Source organism: Chryseobacterium tagetis, from assembly GCF_016735585.2.
Classification (GTDB): Bacteria; Bacteroidota; Bacteroidia; order Flavobacteriales; family Weeksellaceae; genus Chryseobacterium; species Chryseobacterium tagetis.
On sequence record NZ_JAERSE020000003.1, the window covers coordinates 676,735 to 695,223 of the forward strand.

Annotated in this window: 20 protein-coding genes; 10 read left to right on the top strand and 10 right to left on the bottom strand. The window is 35.5% G+C overall.

Annotated elements, in window-relative coordinates; genetic code table 11:
• Nucleotides 1-111 precede the first annotated feature (111 nt).
• From JI747_RS13095 to JI747_RS13105, 3 genes are all read left to right on the top strand, one after another.
• Complete coding sequence (locus tag JI747_RS13095) at nucleotides 112-1,017, top strand: helix-turn-helix domain-containing protein (protein WP_225689340.1); 906 nt, start codon at nucleotides 112-114, stop codon at nucleotides 1,015-1,017.
• Nucleotides 1,018-1,105: 88 nt separating this feature from the next.
• A complete protein-coding gene (locus JI747_RS13100) occupies nucleotides 1,106-2,107 on the top strand; it encodes an aldo/keto reductase (protein ID WP_225689341.1) in 1,002 nt (333 codons plus the stop codon).
• Between the two features lie 69 nt (nucleotides 2,108-2,176).
• Nucleotides 2,177-3,367 carry an MFS transporter gene (locus JI747_RS13105; RefSeq protein ID WP_225689342.1) on the top strand — a complete coding sequence of 397 codons (1,191 nt, stop codon included), beginning with the start codon at nucleotides 2,177-2,179 and terminating at the stop codon, nucleotides 3,365-3,367.
• Between the two features lie 261 nt (nucleotides 3,368-3,628).
• Here JI747_RS13105 and JI747_RS13110 read toward each other — a convergent pair whose 3' ends face one another.
• From JI747_RS13110 to JI747_RS13140, 7 genes are all read right to left on the bottom strand, one after another.
• On the bottom strand, nucleotides 3,629-4,021 hold the full coding sequence (locus tag JI747_RS13110; RefSeq protein WP_225689343.1) for a DoxX family protein: 393 nt from the start codon (nucleotides 4,019-4,021) through the stop codon (nucleotides 3,629-3,631).
• 152 nt (nucleotides 4,022-4,173) lie between these two features.
• Entirely contained in the window at nucleotides 4,174-4,953 is a 780-nt protein-coding gene (locus JI747_RS13115; protein WP_225689344.1) for a DUF1223 domain-containing protein, read from the bottom strand.
• A 145-nt stretch (nucleotides 4,954-5,098) separates the two neighbouring features.
• Nucleotides 5,099-5,863, bottom strand: a complete 765-nt coding sequence (locus JI747_RS13120; RefSeq protein ID WP_225689345.1) for a LytR/AlgR family response regulator transcription factor — start codon at nucleotides 5,861-5,863, stop codon at nucleotides 5,099-5,101.
• Nucleotides 5,844-6,860 carry a sensor histidine kinase gene (locus tag JI747_RS13125; protein ID WP_225689346.1) on the bottom strand — a complete coding sequence of 339 codons (1,017 nt, stop codon included), beginning with the start codon at nucleotides 6,858-6,860 and terminating at the stop codon, nucleotides 5,844-5,846. Before JI747_RS13125 ends, JI747_RS13120 begins: the two co-directional genes overlap by 20 nt.
• A gap of 138 nt (nucleotides 6,861-6,998) precedes the next feature.
• Nucleotides 6,999-7,439, bottom strand: coding sequence for a hypothetical protein (locus JI747_RS13130; RefSeq protein ID WP_225689347.1), 441 nt, complete (start codon nucleotides 7,437-7,439; stop codon nucleotides 6,999-7,001).
• Nucleotides 7,439-8,422 carry a heme-binding domain-containing protein gene (locus tag JI747_RS13135; RefSeq protein WP_225689348.1) on the bottom strand — a complete coding sequence of 328 codons (984 nt, stop codon included), beginning with the start codon at nucleotides 8,420-8,422 and terminating at the stop codon, nucleotides 7,439-7,441. Before JI747_RS13135 ends, JI747_RS13130 begins: the two co-directional genes overlap by 1 nt.
• A gap of 197 nt (nucleotides 8,423-8,619) precedes the next feature.
• On the bottom strand, nucleotides 8,620-9,366 hold the full coding sequence (locus JI747_RS13140; protein ID WP_225689349.1) for an SDR family oxidoreductase: 747 nt from the start codon (nucleotides 9,364-9,366) through the stop codon (nucleotides 8,620-8,622).
• A gap of 103 nt (nucleotides 9,367-9,469) precedes the next feature.
• Here JI747_RS13140 and JI747_RS13145 point away from each other — a divergent pair, with 103 nt between their 5' ends.
• On the top strand, nucleotides 9,470-9,808 hold the full coding sequence (locus JI747_RS13145; protein ID WP_225689350.1) for a winged helix-turn-helix transcriptional regulator: 339 nt from the start codon (nucleotides 9,470-9,472) through the stop codon (nucleotides 9,806-9,808).
• Between the two features lie 247 nt (nucleotides 9,809-10,055).
• On the opposite strand, the gene JI747_RS13150 is transcribed toward JI747_RS13145, so the two are convergent.
• From JI747_RS13150 to JI747_RS13160, 3 genes are all read right to left on the bottom strand, one after another.
• Nucleotides 10,056-12,275: an NADP-dependent isocitrate dehydrogenase gene (locus JI747_RS13150; RefSeq protein WP_225689351.1), complete on the bottom strand. Its 2,220-nt coding sequence runs from the start codon at nucleotides 12,273-12,275 to the stop codon at nucleotides 10,056-10,058.
• A 124-nt stretch (nucleotides 12,276-12,399) separates the two neighbouring features.
• Nucleotides 12,400-13,524 carry a hypothetical protein gene (locus JI747_RS13155; protein WP_225689352.1) on the bottom strand — a complete coding sequence of 375 codons (1,125 nt, stop codon included), beginning with the start codon at nucleotides 13,522-13,524 and terminating at the stop codon, nucleotides 12,400-12,402.
• Nucleotides 13,525-13,539: 15 nt separating this feature from the next.
• Nucleotides 13,540-13,992: a T9SS type A sorting domain-containing protein gene (locus JI747_RS13160; protein WP_225689353.1), complete on the bottom strand. Its 453-nt coding sequence runs from the start codon at nucleotides 13,990-13,992 to the stop codon at nucleotides 13,540-13,542.
• Between the two features lie 162 nt (nucleotides 13,993-14,154).
• On the opposite strand from JI747_RS13160, the gene tpx reads away from it, so the two are divergent.
• The 6 genes from tpx to JI747_RS13190 all read left to right on the top strand — a co-directional run bounded on the left by tpx (nucleotide 14,155) and on the right by JI747_RS13190 (nucleotide 18,455).
• Entirely contained in the window at nucleotides 14,155-14,655 is a 501-nt protein-coding gene (tpx, locus tag JI747_RS13165) for a thiol peroxidase (protein ID WP_225689354.1), read from the top strand.
• 132 nt (nucleotides 14,656-14,787) lie between these two features.
• The gene (locus JI747_RS13170; protein ID WP_225689355.1) at nucleotides 14,788-15,999 is read left to right on the top strand and encodes a DUF763 domain-containing protein; all 1,212 of its coding nucleotides are present in this window, start codon (nucleotides 14,788-14,790) and stop codon (nucleotides 15,997-15,999) included.
• A gap of 367 nt (nucleotides 16,000-16,366) precedes the next feature.
• Nucleotides 16,367-16,957, top strand: coding sequence for a Crp/Fnr family transcriptional regulator (locus tag JI747_RS13175; RefSeq protein WP_225689356.1), 591 nt, complete (start codon nucleotides 16,367-16,369; stop codon nucleotides 16,955-16,957).
• 77 nt (nucleotides 16,958-17,034) lie between these two features.
• Nucleotides 17,035-17,445: a VOC family protein gene (locus JI747_RS13180; RefSeq protein ID WP_225689357.1), complete on the top strand. Its 411-nt coding sequence runs from the start codon at nucleotides 17,035-17,037 to the stop codon at nucleotides 17,443-17,445.
• Between the two features lie 41 nt (nucleotides 17,446-17,486).
• Nucleotides 17,487-17,894, top strand: a complete 408-nt coding sequence (locus JI747_RS13185; RefSeq protein WP_225689358.1) for a VOC family protein — start codon at nucleotides 17,487-17,489, stop codon at nucleotides 17,892-17,894.
• A gap of 108 nt (nucleotides 17,895-18,002) precedes the next feature.
• On the top strand, nucleotides 18,003-18,455 hold the full coding sequence (locus JI747_RS13190) for a hypothetical protein (protein ID WP_225689359.1): 453 nt from the start codon (nucleotides 18,003-18,005) through the stop codon (nucleotides 18,453-18,455).
• Nucleotides 18,456-18,489: the final 34 nt, after the last annotated feature.

An 18,489-nucleotide genomic window follows, 5' to 3' on the forward strand; every position in this document is an offset into this window, starting at 1 on the left:
AACTATACATTCAATTTTGAAGTGGCTAATCGAAAGATTAGCCATTTTTTATTTTATCAATAGTAATTATTTTATCCCTTTACTTTTGTTTGAATTTTATAATTTTGAATCATGGAATCCAGAGAGACAATAAAAGGTTTTTATGAGCGTAATGCTCAGAACGAAGGTTTACAGTGTATTAAAACTCCCGGAGTAGGGCATTTTAACGTGTTTTCTCGTGAAAACTGTTCATCGATTACGCCTTATAGCCGGAGAGATTACTATAAAATATCATTAATTATTGGAAAAGGAAAACTTCACTACGCAGATAAATGGATCTATGTAGACAAACCGGCTTTACTGTTTTCAAATCCTGTTATTCCTTATTCATGGGATGCAGAAGATGATGATCAGAAAGGTTTTTTCTGTCTTTTTACCGATCATTTTTTGTACGATGGAAACCGTTTGGGAACCTTACAGGAATCACCGCTTTTCAGGATTGGGGGAACTCCGATTTTCTTTATTGATGAGGAGCAACAGAAAATTGTTTCCGATATTTTTATTAAAATGATGACCGAAATTCAATCGGATTATCTGCATAAATACGATATGTTGCGGGCATATCTTCATCTTCTGATTCATGAAACGATGAAAATGCATCCTGCGGAAAATTTTGAACCTTATCAGAATGCATCGCAAAGAGTAGCTTCCTTATTCATGGAACTATTGGAAAGACAGTTTCCCATAGACAGTCCGGAGAGGTTTTTAAAATTGAAAAGTCCTGTAGATTATGCAGAGAACTTATCCATTCATGTTAATTCCTTAAACCGTTCTGTAAAAGAGATTACAGGAAGAACAACAAGCCAGCAGATTACTTCAAGGATTATTCAGGAAGCCAATGCCTTGCTGAAACATACAGACTGGAATGTCTCTGAAATTGCGTACGGACTGGGTTTTGAAGAACCAGCCTATTTTACCAATTACTTTAAAAAACAGACGGGGATAACTCCGAATGCCGTAAGAACTTCGGTTGTTTGAATTTTATAATTCTTCGTTTGAATTCTATATTGCAATCGTGAAGTTTCGGTGATAATTTTGTCCTGTAAATTTTAAATCACAGCATATCATGAAATTTAGAAAATTAGGAAACACAGAAGAGCAGTTATCTGCGATCGGTTTGGGATGTATGGGAATGAGTTTTGCGTATGGACCGACAGACGAACAGGAAAGTATCAATACGTTGCATAGAGCTTTAGATCTTGGAGTGAATTTCTGGGATACGGCAGATATGTATGCAAATGGAGAAAATGAAAAACTGATCTCCAAAGTATTGGTTCCGAACCGTGACAAAATTTTTATTGCTACAAAATTCGGATTCAGATTTAAAGACGGAAAAGCCAGCCACAGCGGAGCTCCCGGAACTTATTTTGACGGTTCTCCAGAGTGGATCAAACAGGCCGTTGATTTAAGCCTTCAAAGATTAAAGATTGATGAGATCGATTTGTATTACGCTCACAGAGTAGATCCGAATATTCCTGTTGAAGAAACGGTAGGTGCAATGGCAGATCTTGTGAAGGCAGGAAAAGTAAGATATTTGGGATTGTCTGAAGCTTCGGCAGAATCTATCAGAAAAGCTAATAAAATTCACCCAATTACAGCCTTGCAATCAGAATATTCTATTTTAACGAAAGATGTCGAAAAAGAAATTCTGCCTACGATCAGAGAACTTGGAATTGCTTTAGTTCCTTATTCTCCTTTGGCGAGAGGGCTTTTCTCTAATATCAATGAAGTTCAGAATTTCGGGGATGAAGATTTCAGAAAATCGTTACCTCGTTATCAGGCGGAATATCTTGAAAACAACAGAAATTTAGCCAAAGAAATCAATGATTTTGCCGCTTCAAAAGGAGTGAAAGGAACTCAGTTGGCTCTTGCGTGGGTACTAAATCAAGGGGAAGATATCATCCCGATTCCAGGAACAAAACGTATCAAATATTTAGAAGAAAATGTAGAGGCCATCAATCTCGAACTTTCTTCATCAGACTTGGAAACCATCGATACGATCTTGAAAAAATACCCAAATATTGGTGAAAGATACAGCGAAGGTTCTATGAAATTAGTAAACAACTAAAAAAAGAAAAATTTAGATTCCCGGATCATCTGGGAATCTGAATTTTTAATGAAAAGATGTAATGATAGAATGGTAACACTGAAACAAAAAAATAAATTTATTGCTACAATTTTAGCATTTGCCGTAATTCCTATGTCGGGTTTGGCAACCGATATTTACCTGCCTTCAATGCCGAGTATGGCGACCGAACTGCATCAGACGGAAAGCAATATTCAGCTTACTTTATCCATATTTTTAATCAGCTATGGACTTACCCAATTTTTTGCAGGAAGTATCGTTGATTCTTTCGGAAGATATAAAGTTTCAATGGCCTCGCTGGCTTTATTTGTGATTTCATTTTTAATAACAGCGACGACTCAGAATATTTTTGTGATCTACGCAATGCGTGTATTACAGGGTGTTTTGTCAGGTTTTGCCGTAGTTTCCAAAAGAGCGTTTTTCGTAGATGTATATGAAGGAGACGAACGGAAACATTATTTGAGTATCATGACCATTGTTTGGTCTGTTGGTCCTATCATTGCGCCGTTTATCGGAGGATATTTACAGAAAAATTTCGGATGGCAGTCCAATTTCTATGTATTGGCGGGATACAGTGTATTGCTTTTAGTGTTAGAATTCCTATTCTCGGGTGAGACACTGAAAAAAAGAAATCCTTTTCATATTGAATTCTTGTTGAAAGAATATGATTCTATGTTTAAAGCAAAAGATTTCTTCTACGGAATGCTGATGTGCGGACTGAGCTATTCAATGATTATGTTTTTTAATCTGTGCGGATCCTTTATTATTGAGCATAAAATGGGCTATTCGGAAGTGGTTGCAGGATATGTTTCCCTTATCCTTGGTTTTGCCTGGATGACAGGAGGATTCTTGGGAAAAGCATTGATTAATAGAGCATTTTTGCCTAAAATTCGCTATGCCAACTTCATGCAGCTGATTTTAATCATTCTGATGTTTGTGGCTTCTTATTTCTCAAGCAATATTTACAGCTTAGTTGCATTTGCGTTTTTAATTCATGTGACGGCCGGGTTTATCTTTAATAACTATTTTTCATACTGTATCGGAAGATTCCCGAATTCAGCAGGAATTGCGGGTGGTTTAACAGGCGGAATTGCTTTTATCATTACATCAGCGCTCAGCTACGGAATTGTGGCGATCATTAAGCCTCAGATTCAGTTACAGGTTGCAGAAGGCTACTTTGTCTTAGGAATGCTGGGATTGTTTATTTTAAGTATGATTAAATTCAGAAAAGCACATGCTTAATTTTAAAAATAAAGAATTTGAACCATTAAGTTGTATTTAAGAATAATAAGATTGTTTCAGCTTTAAAGCTTAAAACAGGATGTTTTTCTTAATTCAACTTATGATCTTACAGATGCTTAATGGTTTACATCAATATTTATATTTTCTACTCATAATTTTCTACAATAAAACCTCTCAGATATTGAGAGGTTTTATCTTTACATAAGTAATTTGAAAAGTTGATATTTGTTTTAGTAAAGACGGATGAGTTTTATTTTTACTTTAAATTCTTTCCAACACTAATTTCTGATCATAGATTCTTCTGAACATAAAATAGGTGACAGAAAGCACTGTGAACGCAACCATCGCATCAATAGTTGCTGGAAAACCAAGCACTGCAATTTTTGAGAAAAAGGCGAAAATAATATCAAAGAACATTCCTGCAAATACCCATTCTTTTAATCTTAATAGCCTGTTAGGAAGTAATAAAACGATAATTCCAGATAATTTGAATACGCCTAAAATGTAGATGAAATGCGATGGATAGCCTAGTTGTTGTGTGATATCCCAAACGACCGGATTTTTTGTCAGTTCAAAGAAACCGCTTGCTCCAAACCAAAGAGACATAAAGATTGCGCCTGACCAAAAGATGATTTTTTCTGTTTTTGTTTCCATTTTTTTATTGTTTTAAGTTGTTAATATTTTATTGTTTTTTAAGATGATTTTTGTGAATTACTGTCATTCTGACGAAGGAAGAATCTCAACCTCAAATAATAGATTCTTCATTGCACTTTCACTTCATTCAGAATGACAAAAGAGATGTTGTTTTAGAAAGAAGCTTTTGCAGCACCAAGAATTTCCCCCGATCTCATATTCTGGATCATTCCGATAATTTCCCAGTCATTCGTATTGAAATTCTCCGGAAGTCTGAAGCTTGTTGTTCCTGTTGTAGCATTTTTTAAAGCAATTTGATTCTGTTGATGAACAATTTGCCAGTGAATCAGATGACGGCCTTCATTTTCGCCTTTTTGTACGTTGGTAGAAGATTTTTTTTCAACCAGTGTGATGAGTACTTTATTTTGAGAATTACTTTCTGAAGTTTTAAAATTTACACTGATTTCTTTCTCAGAAGTTTTTGCAGAGAGATTAATTGTAACGTTATTAGAATTAAATAAAGCGGTTTGGATTGAATTTTCTACCGCCTCCTGATCAGAGCCTACAAACTCCTTTTTACCGTTTATGATCAATTGTGGTGTGTACACCTGTGAGTGTAAAGTCTGGGCATATTGCTGTTGGCGTTTGGAATTTTCCGCACTGCTGAATTTGTCCTTCCAGCCAAGATTATTCCAGTAATCTACATGATAGGAGAGGATGTAGACCTGCTGATCTTTGTATTTTTCTTCGATTTCTCCCATCAACTTATCTGCGGGTGGACAGCTTGAACAGCCTTCGGAAGTGAATAATTCCAACACGGCAAGTCCGTTATTGTTTGCTTTTGTTGAGGTACGTTGTGGTGCCGTTTCTTTTTTTTCCTGATAAACGAATGCGGATACAGCGAATAGTAATGCTATGAAAATTGCTGTTCCTATTAGATTCTTTAGTATCATTTCTTTTAATTTTGATTCAAAAGTAGATACCTTTCCGAGGCAGAAGAATACAAAAAAGGTTCAACCGGACAAAATGAATGGTGAACCTGTATTTTATAAACTTAAAATTTTTTAGCAGAATGCTGAAAGAGGTAAGATTGTAGTTTTAGCGGTCTTCCAGCCAGGTGAAAAAACTGTGGGATTTTTCTTTATTGATCAAGAGTTGCTCCGGAGTTTCAACGGTTAACTTTACTAATATTTTTCGCTGAAAGTAATGCTCCATCTCCTTGATCGCACTGAAATTGATAATGTATTGCCGATTCACTCTGAAAAACTGTTTGGGAGAAACCTGTTCCGCAATTTGTCCGAGTGTTTGGGTAAGCTGAAACTGTTGCTTATCAAAAGTCATCAAATGCGTAATCTCATTGTGAATAAAGAAATAAGCAATGTTTTCCGTTGGAATGGTCGTGTATTTCTGATTTTTAAAAACTAAAAAACTTGTTTTTGCAGGAGTCTGAGGCTGCGTAATTTTCTGTATGAGAGCTTCAAGGTCGGGAAGTTCTGTTTTCTGAAAGAATTTCTTTAATTCATCCACTTTTCTGAAAGCTTCGGCAATATCTTCACGTGAAAAGGGTTTTAGCACATAATCGACTCCTTTACTTTTAAAGGCATCGAGCATGTACTGATCGAAAGCGGTACAGAAAACCACCGGACAGGTGATTTCAGTCTGCTTAAAGATTTCAAAGGATAATCCGTCTGATAAATGAATATCCATGAAAATAAGATCGGGTTTGCTGTCTTTCAGCGCTTCAATGCTCATTTCAATGCTGTCGTAAACTCCAATGATTTTTGCTTCAGGTTTTAATTCTGTGATTAAGTTCTGAAGGGATTTTGCGGCTCTGAATTCGTCTTCAATAATGATTATATTCATGGATAAGAGGGAGTTTTATTTGAAAGGTTTTTTCGTCGGAATTAATTTCAATTTCCTGTTCAAGCAGGTGTTGATAACGTAATTTTATGTTGTCAAGCCCAATTCCTAATGAATCTTCAACAGTCATTTTTTTCTGAATGGGATTTTCAATGATGATCTTGTTTTCCGTATCATAGATTTTGATGTGTAAAGGTTTGCTTTGTGAAACAATATTGTGTTTAATACAGTTTTCCACCAATAATTGCAAAGTAAAAGGTGGAATTAATGTTTTTAAAACGTTTTCATTTAATTCCTGAGTAAGTGTGATTCCTTCGCCAAAACGGGCTTTTTGTAGAAAAATATACGAATCGATGATTTTCATTTCTTCCTGAACGGTAATAAGATCCAGTTTTCTGCTTTCCAGTGTAAATCTGTAAAAATCAGAAAGCTTCATGATGAAATCTACGGTTTCAGAATCATTCGTTTCCGCCATAGATTTCAATGTATTTAAGCTGTTAAAAAGAAAATGCGGATTGATCTGCTGTTTTAATAGCTCAAACTGAGCACCCAGATTGTCGCTTTTTACTTTTTCCAACTCCAGCTGAACCTGTTGTCCGGCATAATTATTTTGCAATAAAGTGAGAAACATATAACATACAAGGTTGATCAGGATTCCGCGAACTTCGATCATTAACATGGTCGGTCCAAAATTAATATGCGATAAAATAAGCTGCTGAATCCATGCCAAACCAAGCATCACGATCATTCCGAAAGCAAGAACAACCATCAGTCTTGAATAGGAAATATTCTGACGTCTTTTTCCTGTGTTCCGGTTCAGCATATAAATGTTGAGGTACCACATGATGACAGAAAAAGCAGCGGTTATGGCTGAATTTACTACCGCTTCTTCCCAGTTGAATGCATGGGAAGCCAGTTGCGGAACTGAAGATAATATTCCCAAAAAGAGGGAGCTTATCCAAATAACGGCCTGTGAGATTTTGATTTTTTGTTGTTGCATGACAACTGCGGATTTTAAAGGTGTTAAGGTAGGTAAAATGCTTTGAATTTAATAGTGAATTGATAATTTACATTTCACTCAAAAAATCCGGAGCTGATTTTTCAACTCCAGACTTTCAGATTTCATTTTTACTTTTATTTAAGGTCTTACGACGGGTTTGTAGCTTAAAATATATTGTATTCTTTCTTCTTTATTCGGCTGAATTTTTTCTTTTTCTGAAGAGTTTTGGATCTTGTAGGAAATATTTCCGTTTTTATCAACGCTGAGGGTTTCTATACTTAGCAGTTCTCCTGTGATGGTTCCTCCTATGTATTGTGGATTTTCATGGTATTTCCAGGTCACCAGTTTAAATTCAGAATTGGGATCTGGCTGATGATTTTCATGGGTTAAAGATTTCAAAGCTTCTGGATTTCCGTATAAAGCAGACGACGTTTCTTTTGTTGGATTTAATGACGTTGAAATGAACTGTAAATTTCCGGGATTAAAAACGATTCGTTTTAAATCTTTATCAGGTTCATCTATTTTACAGGCAGTGAATAGGGCACAAACTGATACGATGATTAGGAATATTTTTTTCATTATTTCTGTAGGTTTTTAATTAATCTTTCGGTATTTACTTTCATGGGTACATCAAACAGATATCCTGTTTTTTCAGCTAATTGTCTGTGACAGGCAATGCAAGATTCTTTTGCAAATGATGCTGTTTTTCCTGTCGGATGAAGATCATTTCCTGAAAATTTTGCGAATCCCCAACCTTCTGTATCAGTATATTTTTTAGAATTTTTAACCATGAACTGAGCGTTTACAAAGTCTCCGGCTCTAATTTCTCCATTGGCTGATTTTTCCTGTTTCCAGACAGATTTTACAACAACACTTCCATTTGGCCAGGGATGAAAATTTTCTGTTTCAATGGCTTTTACAGCAATATCATTTCCGTAAATCACACGGATTGAATTGTCAAAAAGCGTACTCATACTGATGACTTTCCATTTTTTATATTCATCCGTATATTTTACTCCGTTTGGAGAAACCGGAAATTTTGAAGGTGTTGAGTTTTCTTTAATTTCGATATTTTGATGAGTGTCTTTTGTTTCTTTTTTTGCAGGGGTAACGCTGGAAAGTGAAAGTGTATATTTTTTAATCACTTCGATATCTTTTGCTGTAATTTTTGCAGATGGATGAAGCAATGTATATTCATGAAGTGGCATTTTTCCGCTTTGCATCATGTTGAGAATCGCATACATATTTCCCTTGTGTTCGCCGGGAGAATCTGTCCATTCTGAGAAATTGAGAACTTCTCTGGCTCTTTTTACATCTTTATCCACTGCCCAGGAAATGGGTGCAATTTTATCATACCAAGTCAGTTTTTGCGCATTGGAATGACAGGCAAAACACGAATTTTCCAGAATAGCAAGAACTTCACGGGGAGCTTTAATTTTCTTTGCAGCAGGTTTTCCTTCTAGTGGCTTATTGAAAAGCTGGAGCATTCCGAAGATTCCCAGAATTGTTAAAAAGATGATAGCAATGAGATTTACCTTTCTTTTTTTCTTTATTGAGTCCATAATTGATTTTTTTATGGATCAAAAGTAGAAAGCTGAAGAACGTTTTGAAATCAGGAATTAGGTGAACCGGACAAATCAAAAGGTGAAAATGGAATTTTAAGGGATTAAAAAGAAATGAAGTTAGAGGATGGAAGAGAGAAGTTTTTATACATATACTTAAATTTAAGCCTCCATCTTCCATCATCCTTTCTTCCTGCTTATAGCACCATTCCGCCGTCTACGATGATTTCTGTTCCTGTGATGAAACTTGAATGAGTATCATTGGATAAATAAGAGACAAGCTTGGCAACATCTTCTGCGGTTCCCATTTTTTTCAACGGAATTTCATTGATGAGATAATCTATTAAACCGTTTAGCGTATTTTCGTCCAACCCTGCTTTATTCATGATTTCAGTTTTTGTAGGTCCCGGACTGATCATATTCACACGGATTTTTCGTGGCGCTAGTTCTGCTGCTGCTGTTTTTGCAATAGAATTTAAAGCTGCTTTACTCGCCTGATAAACTGAACTGTTAGGTTTGTAAGTTGAGGCTACAATTGATGATAAAACGACAACAGAAGCGCCATGATTCAATAAAGGAATGAATTTACTTAATGTGAAATAAGCTCCTCTGAAATTTATATTCATTACACTGTCAAAATTCTCAACGGACATATTTTCAATAGAAATTAAACCACCAGTAATCCCGGCATTGATAAATAGAATGTCTACTTTTCCATATTGGGATTCAACTTCTTTTTTTAATGCCTCAATATCATCAAGATTAGCCTGATCTGCCACAAATGGAATTGCTCCCAATTCTTCTGCTGCTTTTTCAAGAGCTTCTTTTCTTCTTCCTGTGATGATTACTTTTGCACCTTCTGCTAATAATTCTTTTGCGGTAGCATATCCAATTCCACTATTTCCGCCTGTTATAATGGCTAATTTGTTATTAAACTTTTTCATTTCTTTAAAATTTTTCACAAAGTTATTTCAAATTGATATACTTTTGTAATCAGTATCACAGAGTATATCAATATCATGTATTATATCACTTAACTTTGTCATCATGGAAAGAGATCAAACCGAAGAATTGAGAGCATTACAGAATACCCTTTATTTTATTGGAGGGAAGTGGAGGATTCCCGTGATTAACTCAATATGTAACGGAAACAGACGATTCCGTGAAATTGAAAGAAGCATCCCCGGAATTACTACAAGAATGCTTTCAAAAGAATTGAAAGATATGGAACTGAATAAACTGGTAAAGCGAACCGTTTATCCGGAAACTCCTGTTTTAATAGAATATGAACCCACAGAATACTGCAGAACGTTTGGAAATATCATTGCTGAAATGATCAATTGGGGAAGAGAACACCGAAGAGTGATTGTGGAAGATAAAATTTAATTTTTAAATATAAACACACAAATAGTACAATTTATAACGGTTTTATCCCATCAATAGGAACGGGCTTTAGCCCGTTTTTATTTTAAATCAATCAAAATTGGCTTTAGCCAAAACTTAAAAATGTTTAGATAATACTACGCCTAGATTCTTCCTTCGTCAGAATCACAAGCAGGGCGTTTAAGCATTACTTCTCAAACAAAAAAGCCCCTTAAAAAAGGAGCTTTTATTTTTATATCAAGACTGAAAATTAAATTCCGTCGATGATTTCATTTAAAACTGTGCTTGGTCTCATGGCTGCATACGTTTTGTACGTATCAGTTTTGTAGTAACCTTCAATGTTTTGTGGTTTCCCTTGAGCACCGATTAATTCAGCGTTAATCACTTCTTCGTTCTCTTTCATTGCCTCAGCAACAGGAGCGAATTGTTTAGCCAATTCAGCATCTGCAGTCTGGTTTGCCAACGCTTCTGCCCAATACATTGCCAAATAGAAGTGAGAACCTCTGTTATCGATTTGTCCTACTTTTCTGGCAGGAGATTTATCTGTCGCTAAGAATTTAGCATTTGCTTCATCCAATGCATCAGCTAAAACCTGAGATTTTGTATTCCCTTGAGTTTGTGCTAAGTGCTCTAAAGAAGCTTGAAGTGCTAAGAATTCACCTAGAGAATCCCATCTTAAATATCCTTCTTCTAAGAATTGCTCAACGTGTTTTGGAGCAGAACCCCCAGCTCCTGTTTCGAATAGACCACCACCGTTCATCAATGGAACGATAGAAAGCATTTTAGCAGAAGTTCCAAGTTCAAGAATTGGGAAAAGGTCAGTTAAGTAATCTCTCAATACGTTTCCTGACACAGAAATCGTGTCTTTTCCTTCTCTTGCTCTTCTTAACGTTTCAGTCATAGCATCTTTTACATCCATAATTCTGATGTCAAGACCGTTTGTATCGTGATCAGCTAAGTATTTTTCAACTTTTTTAATGATTTCTCTGTCGTGAGCTCTTCCTTTATCTAACCAGAAAATAGCCGGAGTATCAGATAATCTAGATCTGTTTACTGCTAATTTTACCCAGTCCTGGATTGGAGCATCTTTCGTCTGACACATTCTGAAGATATCTCCTTTTTCTACTTTCTGAGAAAGAAGAACGTTTCCGTTTTCGTCCTGAACTTCAATTGTTCCTTCAGCAGATGCCTGGAATGTTTTGTCGTGAGAACCGTATTCTTCAGCTTTTTGAGCCATTAAACCCACATTTGGAACAGAACCCATTGTGGTAGGATCTAATTTTCCGTGAGCTTTCATGTCATCAATCACAGACTGATAGAAACCTGCATAAGAACGGTCCGGAATGATACAAACTGTATCTTCTTCATTTCCGTCTTTGTTCCACATTTTACCTCCGCCTCTTACTAAAGCAGCCATAGAAGCATCAACAATGATGTCAGAAGGAACGTGGAAATTCGTAATTCCTTTGTCAGAATTCACCATTGCTACTCTTGGTCCGTTTGCCAAAGCAGCTTCAATATCAGCTTTGATTTCAGCTTCCTGAGCATTTCCTTTTATTTTGTCGAAAAGATCAGCAAGACCGTTGTTTGGATTTACATCCAGAGATTTGAACGTTTCAGCATATTTAGCGAAAACATCTTTAAAGAAAGTTTCTACGATAGCTCCAAAAATAATTGGATCAGAGATTTTCATCATCGTAGCTTTCAGGTGAGCAGAAAGAAGTACGTTTCTGTTTTTAGCTTCTTCAATAGCTTGCTGTACAAAAGCTCTCAAAGCATTTAAGTTCATTACAGAAGAATCGATCACTTCTCCAGCCTGAAGACCAGCAAAATCTTTTAGTAAAGTTTCTGCACCATCATTTCCTTTGAAAACAATTTTATATTTTGTAGCATTCTCAAGAGTGGTAGAAGTTTCTGTTCCGTAGAAATCTCCGTTGTCCATGTGAGCAACGTCGGTTTTACTGTTAGAAGCCCAATTTCCCATTCTGTGAGGATTTGCTTTTGCGTAATTTTTAACAGCTTTTGGAGCACGTCTGTCAGAATTTCCTTCTCTTAATACAGGATTTACAGCACTTCCTAAAACTTTAGCATATTTAGCTTTAATAGCTTTTTCTTCTTCATTTTTAGGCTCTGCAGGATAATTTGGAACTGCGAAACCTTTAGCCTGCAATTCAGCGATAGCAGCATCTAATTGAGGTGCCGAAGCTGAAATATTTGGTAATTTGATAATGTTTGCATCAGGTTGAGTAGCCAATTGACCCAATTCAGCCAAAGCATCACCGATTTTCTGATCATCTTTCAAAAATTCAGGGAAGTTGGCTAAAATTCTTCCAGCCAAAGAAATATCCGGAACTGCGATCTCGATGTTTGCTGATTTTGTAAAAGCTTTTACAATCGGTAAAAACGAGTGTGTCGCCAACATTGGAGCCTCATCTGTAAGGGTGTAATAGATTTTTGATTTGTCTGACATTATACTGTTATTTTTATTTGATTTTTTAAGACTTACAAATTTAGTGATTATGATTGTTTTTTCAACTTATTTTAAATAAAAAAAGAGGTGGAAACCTCTTTTTAATTTATTACTTATCTGAATGTTATTTTCCGGTAGAGATAATCCCTTTTGTTGGAGATGAAAAAGTAACACTACTGCTTGTCCAGCTTCCGGAATTGGTTGTATTTGGATTTAAATAATAACCATATGCTTCATTATCAGAATACACAACAATGCTTCCTCCTGATGCCATTCCGCCTTTCACAGGTGAAGAGAATGTCACGGAGCTACTTGTCCAACTTCCGGAATTTGTTCCATTTGGATTTAAGTAATAACCTTTTGCCTCATTGTCAGAATAGACAACAATTGTATTATTTGATGAAACGGCTCCTTTTATTGGTGAAGAAAAAATTGCTGAACTACTATTCCAACTTCCTGAATTTGTTCCGTTTGGATTTAAATAATAAGATTTTGCTTCGTTGTCAGAATAAACAACAATTGCATTGTTTGATGCGATAGCACCTTTCACAGATGAAGAAAAAGTTGCAGAACTACTATTCCAGCTTCCTGAGTTTGTTCCATTTGGATTCAAATAATAACCATATGCTTCATTATTAGAATAAACAACAATCGTGTTATTAGAAGCTACAGCACCTTTAACAGGTGAAGAAAAAGTTACATTACTACTATTCCAGCTTCCAGAATTTGTTCCGTTCGGATTTAGATAATATGCTTTTGCTTCATTATCAGAATAAACAATAATAGTTCCGTTTCCAGAGTTATTTTTAAGAGAGACGATATTTCCTCCGTTATTTGAAGATGTTGTAGATAAAACACTTCCTGCAACTAAGGCATAAGGAACACTCATCAATTGATTCACTCCAACATTTGTATAATTAGAACCACCTTGCGGATCCATTTCCACTTTTACGAATTTTGCATTTGTTCCCCAGTTGATTCCTCCAAAACTTCCTGTTGTAGCCGTCCCCTGCCCAATATTTAGATTAACCAAGCCTTTAGCATTGGTCGTTTTGGAATGAGTTTCTGTGTATAAAACCGTTCCTGTTGCAGAGTTGTCCAAAATACTTACTCTCAAAGCGACATTTCCGTTAGCAATAGGCGCTCCGGAGGCGTTGAAAGCGATAGTTTGGTAGCTGAAAGCTTGTGGAATCTGTGCACTTAATAAAGAAGCGATAAATAATCCTATCGTTGCGTATAATTTTTTCATTTTCAAATGGTTTTTTTAAGGTTTTTTAATAATTTTAATTGGCTTGATGTCAGAATTTTTGAAAACAATCATATAAACTCCTTGTTGAAGCTGTCTTAGATCTAATTGTTCTGAATTTAATTTTGTTTTAAAAACAAGCTTTCCTGAAAGATCATAGATTTCTGCGGCTTCGATTTTTGATTTTGAATTTAATTTTACATAAATAAAATCGGCAGTTGGATTTGGGTAGATTTTTACTTTGTCTTTTTCAAGCTCAGAAACGCCTAATACTTGTAAAACAGATTGATAATAAATTCCCATTGTACCTGAATTTGTCTGATCGGGATCAATTGGAATCACGTAGATTTCCCCGACAGAATGTGTGAAATTATCCGCAGAAACTGCTCCGGAGTTAATATTGCCAATCACAGATTGGGCAAAACCGAAAACAGGCACAGCGAATAAAAAGAAAGTAATTTTTCTTCGCATGGTTAATGTTTTTTAATCTGCGAAGATAAATAAATTTTTAATTTAAAATTATGATTGTCAGATATCAGCGCTTTTATTCTCACTTTAAGATTAATTTAACCTTGTTGAAGTTTAAAAAGAATTCTATTTTGATTAAATTTGAAAAACTTAAAAAATAAATTTATGTCAACCACAATTACTTTAAAAGGAAACGAAATACATACAACAGGAGCTCTTCCTTCAGTAGGAACAACAATCAGAGATTTTGCTTTGGTAGATTCTGCTTTAAATGTGAAGACGTTGGAAAACTTTGATGGAAAGAAAAAAGTATTCAATATTTTCCCTTCAATCGATACAGGAATTTGTGCCGCTTCTGCAAGAAAATTTAACGAGGAAGCTTCAAATTTAGAAAATACAGTGGTAATTAATGTATCTAAAGATCTGCCTTTTGCATTAGGAAGATTTTGTGCAGCAGAAGGATTGAATAATGTAGAAACCCTTTCAGATTTCAGAGGAAGCTTTGGAGATGATTATGAAGTAACCATTACAGATTCTCCAATGCAGGGACTTTTGAGCCGTGCTGTGATTGTAACAGATGAAAACAATAAAGTGGTTTACACAGAACAGGTTCCGGAAATTGTACACGAACCTAACTACGATGCAGCTTTAGCAGCATTGAAATAAAATAATAGAATAAAACGTTCTATAAAGGTCCTGTGGAAATTTTTCACAGGACTTTTTTCTTTAAAGATTTCATCGTCAAAAATGCTGACTCAAATCAATAAAAATTAACAACATTACCCCTACCTTTACAAAATGAAACGTTCCGGAACAGCAGATTTACCTTTACATTATGGCAAAGTACCATCTTGGCTGTATGAACGTATGTCAATTCTTGGGCTTTCTATCGTTGAGGTAATTTTAATGGATTATGGAAAAGATGAAGTTCTCCGTCGATTGGCAGATCCGTTTTGGTTTCAGAGTTTTGGTGCTGTGATGGGAATGGATTGGCATTCTTCAGGAATTACAACCTCTGTTATGGGCGCTTTGAAACGCTCTATTAATCCAAATTCTCAGTCTCTGGGACTTTATATTTGCGGAGGAAAAGGTAAATTTTCGAGAGATACGCCTTCAGAATTGCTTCAGATTGCTGATAAAACAGGTTTGAATGGAAATGAACTGGTAAAAGCCAGCAAGCTTTCTGCAAAGGTTGATAATACTGCTATTCAGGACGGATATCAACTGTACCTGCACAATTTCATCCTGTCCAATAACGGAAATTGGAGTGTCGTTCAGCAGGGAATGCATGAATCTGACGGAACAGCAAGACGCTATCATTGGCACTCTGAAAATATAAAATCCTTTATTGAAGAACCTCATACTGGAATTAACGGGATTTCCAGAGGTCAGATTTTAAATTTAACAGCTTCAGAAGCTTCAGAAAACCGAAAAGGGATTTTAGAGATTTCTCATACCGATTCTGCGGAAGTGATGAATGATTTTGCAAGATTAATTCTTCCTGCTCATCATGATGTTCAGGCTTCGGATGTAGACTTGAAGCGTCTGGGAGCACTTTTATATGTAACAAGAGAACAACAGCCGCAAAACTTCGAAGATTTATTGATGTTGGAAGGAGTAGGGCCAAGAACGATGCAATCTTTGGCTTTGGTGAGTGAAGTGATTCACGGTGCACCTTCAAGATTCAAAGATCCGGCAAGATTTTCTTTTGCTCATGGTGGAAAAGACGGACATCCTTTTCCTGTTCCGACAAAAGTTTATGATGAAAGTATTCAAATACTTAAGACAGGAATTGAAAAATCAAGGCTTGGAAATTCTGATAAATTAAACACACTCAATAAACTTCATAAGATTATTGAAGCGACAGAGAAAGATTTTACTCCCGATTTTGATATTCAACAGGTTATTGAAGAGGAAAGACAAAATTCATGGCGCTTCGGTGGTAAAACTGTTTTTGGAGATGCCCAGAAACCTTCTCCTCCAAAACCGATTCAGCTTTCTTTATTTTAATTCTAAAGTTTTGATTTAATTAATTGAAGCAGAATTCGTAAAATTCTAAAACGTTATTTTGTCATTCTGACAAAGGAAGAATCCCGATAATTAATTTAGCTTATTTTCTTTAATGATTATAATTTTAAACTGATTAAAATTGAAATTCTTGGTAATTTTTTATAAAGCTGAGATTCTTCCTTCGTCAGAATGACAGGATATAATTGATTGTGTTTAATAATTTATAATTATTATAAATAGTTTATAGTATTCATATGTAGATGGTTGTATTTTGTTAGCTTGTCGCATTTATTATTGCGTTTAATATTATTTTCGTCATCTCAGATAAAAATTCTAATTTTAAAACCTTACAAAAACATTGAATTTGATGAGTAATAAAGCCCTAGAAATCTGTTATGATTTCCCGTTTTTCCTGCAGGAAGAGCTTAATGAGATATTTCAGGCTCATGAAAAAGTTTTTTTTCAGAAAGGTGATTCTATTCTGGAAGAAGGAAAAACAGCCAATGAATACTATATTTTGGAGAAAGGGCTGGCTCGTTCATTTGTCAATGACTTTAACGGAAATGAAGTGACAACACACTTTTTTGTGGAAAATGAAATCATCATCGAAGTCTCTTCATTGTTTCAAAGAATTCCGACACAGGAAAATATTGTCTGCATTACAGACTGCGAATGTTGGAAATTTGATTTTGAAACCTTTCAGGAACTATTCCATAAAATTCCGAACTTAAGAGAATGGGGAAGAGCCTGGATGTCTCAGCAGCTTTTTGTTTACAAACAACGTTCGGTAGAAATGTTTACCCTTTCTGCAACGAAACGCTACCTTAATTTATTAGAACAGAAACCTCATGTGGTACAGTTTGCTCCGTTAAAGCAAATTGCTTCTTATCTGGGAGTTACAGATACTTCTTTGAGCCGTATTCGTAAAGAATTGGTTTCCCATCCAAATAAAAATTAAATCTTGCCTTATGGCAAGTTGACTTTCATGGCGACTTGGTAATTTTGAATAAAAGTTTAACACTAAAAAATTACAAAATGGAAATCAACCAAATTTATGTAAACCTTCCGGTACAGGATGTTCAGAAAACGAGAGAATTCTGGACGAAACTGGGGTTTTCAATTAACGAACAATTCTCGGACGAAAAAGCAATATGCGTAATTATGAAAGAAGATCATATTTATACCATGTTTTTAAAAGAAGAATTTTTTCAGACGTTTACAGACCGGCCGGTTACAAAGGGAGAGACTACTCAGACACTTCTTGCAATTGGAGTGAACAGCCGTGAAGAAGTTGATAATATGGTAAAAACTGCTATTGAAAACGGAGGTTCAAAATACAGCGAACCACAAGATCACGGTTGGATGTATCAAAAGGCTTTTTCAGATTTAAACGGACATCAGTGGGAAGTGATGTTTGCAGATATGTCTAAGCTTCCGACAGAATAATAGAAATATTGGATTCAGGTTTAACACTAAAAAATTATACAATGAAAATCAACCAAATTTATGTAAACCTTCCGGTAAAAGACATTCAAAAAACTAAAGAATTCTGGACTAATATCGGATTTTCGATCAACGAGCAGATTACCGATGAAAAAGCAGTTTGTGTGATGTTGAATGACAATATTCAAGTGATGTTCTTAACGGAGGAGTTTTTCCAGACGTTTTCTGAAAGACCGGTTCCCAAAGGAGATACAACACAGGTTTTGGTAGCGATCGGTTTAGACAGTCGTGAAGAAGTAGATCAGGTGGTAAACGTTGCTCTGGCCAACGGAGCGTATCAACATGAAGAACCGCAGGATCACGGTTGGATGTATCAGAATTCGTTCTGGGACATCAACGGACACGGCTGGAATGTTATTTTTGCAGACCCTTCTCAACTGCCGACTGAATAAATTAGGTCAATAATTAAGCAAAAGAATCAAAGTATTCTTATAAATCTGCGTCATCTGCAAAATCCGCGGGAGAAAAACCACAACAATCAAACATCCAAATCCAAAAATATGAAAAACGATATTGAAATTATTAAAATTCAAATTTCAAGTAACTATAAAGTAATCTCCATGAATATTGAAGGAATTATCAACGAGGAAGCCATGGTCTTTCCCAATGGTGAAGCCAATTGCCTGAACTGGGTTCTAGGACACTTAATCTACATCAGAAACCCTTTACTGAATATTTTAGGTGTAGAATCAGTTTGGGACAGTGAAAAATTTTCATGTTATAACAGAGGTGAAATTCCTTTAGAGAGAAAAGATGAATTTGTTCCCTTTGAAGAGCTGAAATCCTATTTAAAACAAACTCAGGATAGATTAGAATCAAAGCTTAATGAGATAGAAAGCTTTAATTCTGAACATATTAAAGACATTGCCTCACTTTGCTTTCACGAAATTTATCACAGCGGACAACTGGGATATTTAAGAAGGATTCTGGGAAAACCGGGAGCAATCAAATAAGACAACAACTAATGGTTTTTTTCTAGCTCATTTT